Origin of the sequence: Limosilactobacillus gastricus PS3 (assembly GCF_000247775.1) — a bacterium.
Classification (GTDB): domain Bacteria; phylum Bacillota; class Bacilli; order Lactobacillales; family Lactobacillaceae; genus Limosilactobacillus; species Limosilactobacillus gastricus_A.
The window spans coordinates 1-4,066 of record NZ_AICN01000022.1 but is presented as its reverse complement, the minus strand read 5'-3'; the positions used below and the strand labels follow the sequence as shown (position 1 = coordinate 4,066).

General features: G+C 40.9%; 4 protein-coding genes. 2 read left to right on the top strand and 2 right to left on the bottom strand.

Going from position 1 to position 4,066, the window contains the following annotated elements:
* The first annotated feature begins 291 nt into the window (after positions 1-291).
* Positions 292-1,389: a 5-methyltetrahydropteroyltriglutamate--homocysteine S-methyltransferase gene (locus PS3_RS02575; protein WP_007121959.1), complete on the top strand. Its 1,098-nt coding sequence runs from the start codon at positions 292-294 to the stop codon at positions 1,387-1,389.
* A gap of 38 nt (positions 1,390-1,427) precedes the next feature.
* Here the strand turns inward: PS3_RS02575 and PS3_RS02570 are convergent, their stop codons facing one another.
* The gene (locus PS3_RS02570) at positions 1,428-1,982 is read right to left on the bottom strand and encodes a sigma-70 family RNA polymerase sigma factor (RefSeq protein ID WP_176662243.1); all 555 of its coding nucleotides are present in this window, start codon (positions 1,980-1,982) and stop codon (positions 1,428-1,430) included.
* 213 nt (positions 1,983-2,195) lie between these two features.
* Between PS3_RS02570 and PS3_RS02565 the strand changes: the two genes are divergently transcribed.
* On the top strand, positions 2,196-2,882 hold the full coding sequence (locus tag PS3_RS02565) for a hypothetical protein (RefSeq protein ID WP_040467948.1): 687 nt from the start codon (positions 2,196-2,198) through the stop codon (positions 2,880-2,882).
* Here PS3_RS02565 and PS3_RS02560 read toward each other — a convergent pair.
* Entirely contained in the window at positions 2,879-3,970 is a 1,092-nt protein-coding gene (locus PS3_RS02560; protein WP_007121957.1) for a glycerol dehydrogenase, read from the bottom strand. The genes PS3_RS02565 and PS3_RS02560 overlap by 4 nt on opposite strands.
* Positions 3,971-4,066 lie beyond the last annotated feature (96 nt).

Sequence of the window (4,066 nt, the reverse complement as noted above, 5' to 3'; positions counted from 1 at the left end):
GAGCGCTTCGAAAATGCTCATAATGAAATGGTCGACTTTCTAAAATTTGTTCCATAATTGGACTCCTTTCAGGGGCAACCACCGCTCTAAACGAGCTTGCTTCAATATTATATTAAAGAACAATTGTTCGAAGAAGACATATCATTAAATAATTTACGGATCTAATTGACATCTAAACGACTGCTTGATATTATGATTAGAAAATAATTACAAGATTTTAATCGTCAGATTTGTTGTTTGCCCCCGATGGAGTAATGTACTTCCTCGGGGACTTTTTGTAAGGAGGATATGATGGGACAAGCACCGTTTAAATATGATATTATTGGCAGCTTTTTACGACCAACTAAGTTAAAGGAAGCTCGCGAACAAGTGCGGGCAGGAGAGCTAAGTGCAGACCAACTAAAAGCAATTGAGGACGAGTCAATTCGGCAATTGATCAAACAACTCGTTGACCACGGTTATCCCGTGGTGACGGATGGTGAGTTTCGGCGTGGCTGGTATCATTCGGACTTTCTGGGCGCTTTGAATGGGGTGAAACTTTCGACTTATACCATGAATCTCTTTGGTGAGGATACTCTAGTGGGGTCAACGACAATTGAAGGGCCGATCAGTTGGAACCCCAATCACCCATTTATCGATCATTTTAAATTCGCTAAAGCAGAAGCCGATCAGTACGGTGTAATGACTAAATTAGATATCCCAGGACCCAATATGGTGCTAATCGATACCATTACGACTGATCAAGCTAATTACTATGGCAAGGATTTTAAACGGCTTGCCCAAGATTTTGTTCAGGTTTATCAAGATGCCATCAAATCCTTTTATGATGCGGGTTGCCGATATCTGCAATTGGATGATCCGATCTGGGTATCTTTATGTGATGATAACTTTAAAGCCAAAATTGTGGCAGCGGGTTTTGATGTGGATGAGGTCCGTGACACCTTTTACCAAACCTCACAAGCTATCCTGGCAGCCAAGCCGGCCGATATGGATATTACTTTGCACATCTGCCAAGGTAATTTACGGTCGAAGAAGTTTTATGATACGACCTATGATGACCTCGTCGATACGATCTTTCAATTACCTTATAGCGGCTTCTTTATGGAATTTGATGATGAAAAATATTGTAACTTTGAATTACTGAAAAAGCTGCAAGGGCAAAAGGTTGTCTTGGGTGTGGTTAATACGCGGACGAATGAATTAGAAGACTTGACGACCTTGGTGGACCGGGTAAAACGAGCCCGCCAATTCGTTTCTAAAGACCAACTATGCGTGGCAACCCAATGTGGCTTTGCGTCGACGGCGGAGGGTAATTTGATCTCTGAAGAAATTCAATGGCAAAAATTAGATCTAGTACGGCAAGTTGCTCAAGTGGCGCTGGAAGACTAAAAGGATGTGACCGGAATAATTCTGGTCACATCCTTTTGTTATAGGTATCTCTTTACAACTTCTTGGACTCGTCGCCGTAATTCATAGACGGATTGCCGAGAAATTCCAAGAATTCGTGCGATTTCCGCATTAGTTAAATCAGAATCTAATACTAACGATAAGTACTGATTCTGGAGGGGCGTACTGTGTGCACGGATATAACGCAGAGCATGCTCCAGGTCTGCTTTTTGTAGTGCCTGGCTGGCGGAGGGATCAGCTTGAGATTGTAAGGCTAAATTGGTCGCTTGGCTTTGATCAGCGGATATTTCCTGAGCCTGGACATAGTTCCAAGAATGCTTTAACAAATCCAGCAGCCGCCAATAAATGCGCCGATAGGCATAGGCTTGAAACCAATCCAAGTCCGCATATGTTTCCGGATCACCGTCAAAAGAAACATAAGCTTTGGCATAGGCTAGGCAACCTTCTTGATAGAGATCATCATATTGACGATGATCAGGATGGATATGGAGCTTATGTAAGCTGATTTTAATTAAGCGGTCATTGTGATGAAGGGTTAAATGCAGAAAGCCATCTCGCATCGTTCGATTTATCATAATAATATTCCTCAAAATTTTAATATTCTCCTGGCCAAGAGTCATATTAAAGATAATAGTAATTATTACGAATTAATACTCGTAAAGAACGATTAATTTTGATAAAATCATAGTTCGCGGCCCTAAATAACCCGGTTTTCTGGACTTTTAACTATCTGGGAGCGAATTTTAGCCAAAAACTATTATTTTTAATTCTCAAGGGAGGAAGAAAGCATGGAAAATATAAAGGTCCTAATGCAAAAGGACCACCCAACATTAAATCGGGCGGTCCAGTTCGATGAAATATTAATTCTGTTACGGAATGGGGAAGAAAGCTTTTTAATCACAACCGAGCATGAAGTTTGGCGGTTAAAATCATCGGTTTTAGTCATTTTAGAGCAATTACGACGGCAATTTTGGACCGTTGATCTGATGATGCGAGCAGCGTGTTCAGTGATTAAAGAACAACGTAACTTAAAATCATTAACAGTTGGCTTAAATTTGGGGATTAAGCAGCTGGTACCTATTTGTGGCTTATCATCACCACAGCTCTGCTTGTATGCGGGGCATTTGATTAAAGGCCTTAGAAATTATCATGATCAAACCCTGCTCGATTTTGGTGATCATCAGTACATAATTGATGCAAACTACCAAAAGGCCAAACGGCTCCGCTTGCGGGCCAATGAAGTAGCGCATTTGATGCAGACCGTTAATACCTATGATCAAGTTAGTCAACATTACTTGCCCAATCACATGACCCCGCAAGAATTCCATGTCAGTCAATACCAAGCCCAATTGGTGCATCAACGCCAATTAGAATTAATGGTTCAAGATGCCCATCAATTCTTATATGGGGAGGAACTCAATGCTAAAGACTTACAACGATTAGTTAGGCATTCTGGTTGTCGGGAAATAGATTAAGCATTTGCTTTGCTATAAGCATCCACAGCCTTCAATGCATCGACCACATCAGAAGGAGTGACTTCAAATGGTAACCGATCCATGGTGTCGTTTTCAGAACAAGCGGCCTTACCAGCTTCTAGTAGTTCTTCATCTGTTACATTGGATAAATTCAAATCAGCTAAAGTGGTTGGTAATCCTAAAGATTTGATAAAACGATAATATTTTTCATAGCGGACTTGATCGGCACCTTCTAGCATTAGTTGGGTTAAGGTCCCATATGCAACTTTTTCCCCATGGGTAAGTTCGTGAGTTTGACTTAAAGTAGTTAATCCATCATGAATGGAGTGGGCACCAGATAAACCACCACTTTCAAAGCCTAGTCCGCTCATTAAGGTGTTCGCTTCGATGATATTTTCTAAAGCCTTAGTCACTGCGTGGGATTCAGCTGCCGCGATCGCTTCGTGACTGTAATTAAAGAGAGTAGCCTCACATTGGTGACCAATTGCTGAACCGACTAAAGACTGCTTTTGATCTAACATTGTATCCGCATTTGCTTGAGCCACGGCTTCAGCTTCAACATTAGTTGCTAAGGCGTCCGCAATTCCTGAAATTAACATTCGAACGGGTCCGTTAGCAATTACTTGAGTATCAACGAGAACCAGGTCAGGATTTTTCTTGTAAAAGAGATAATGGTCAAAGTTTCCATCTTCGGTATAGATAACCGATAATCGCGAACATGGGGCATCATTAGAAGCTAAAGTTGGGATGATTACTACTGGTAAATCTAATTTATCAGCGACAGCCTTGGCAGTATCAACGGTTTTACCACCACCAAGTCCATAAACAACACTAACCTGATGGTCATGGCCAATCTTGGCAACGCGATCGACTTCTTGGTCGGATGATTCGCCATTGAAAGGTGCGTAAGTTACTGTGTAATCGTGAGCTTGAAGATATTCTTCAAAGTCTTGACCAATAATGCGGTAGGCGGTAGATCCAGCAAGTAATAGTGGATGTTTACCAAAAGCTTGTAAATATTTGTCGCTATCTAAAATCACGTTTTTGCCTTGAATATAGGTTGAAGGTGATGCAAATCCAATAACCATAATATGGTCCTCCTTAATTGTGAAACAATTTACAAATTAATTATAATTTAAGTGTGGTAGGGAATCAAATAATCATTATGGATGGTATCTGTCAAT

What these genes read in the sequence shown, in the direction of transcription:
- PS3_RS02575 (WP_007121959.1), top strand. Translation starts at nt 292, where the DNA reads ATGGGACAAGCACCGTTTAAATATGATATTATTGGCAGCTTTTTACGA.
- PS3_RS02570 (WP_176662243.1), bottom strand. Translation starts at nt 1,982, where the DNA reads ATGATAAATCGAACGATGCGAGATGGCTTTCTGCATTTAACCCTTCAT.
- PS3_RS02565 (WP_040467948.1), top strand. Translation starts at nt 2,196, where the DNA reads ATGGAAAATATAAAGGTCCTAATGCAAAAGGACCACCCAACATTAAAT.
- PS3_RS02560 (WP_007121957.1), bottom strand. Translation starts at nt 3,970, where the DNA reads ATGGTTATTGGATTTGCATCACCTTCAACCTATATTCAAGGCAAAAAC.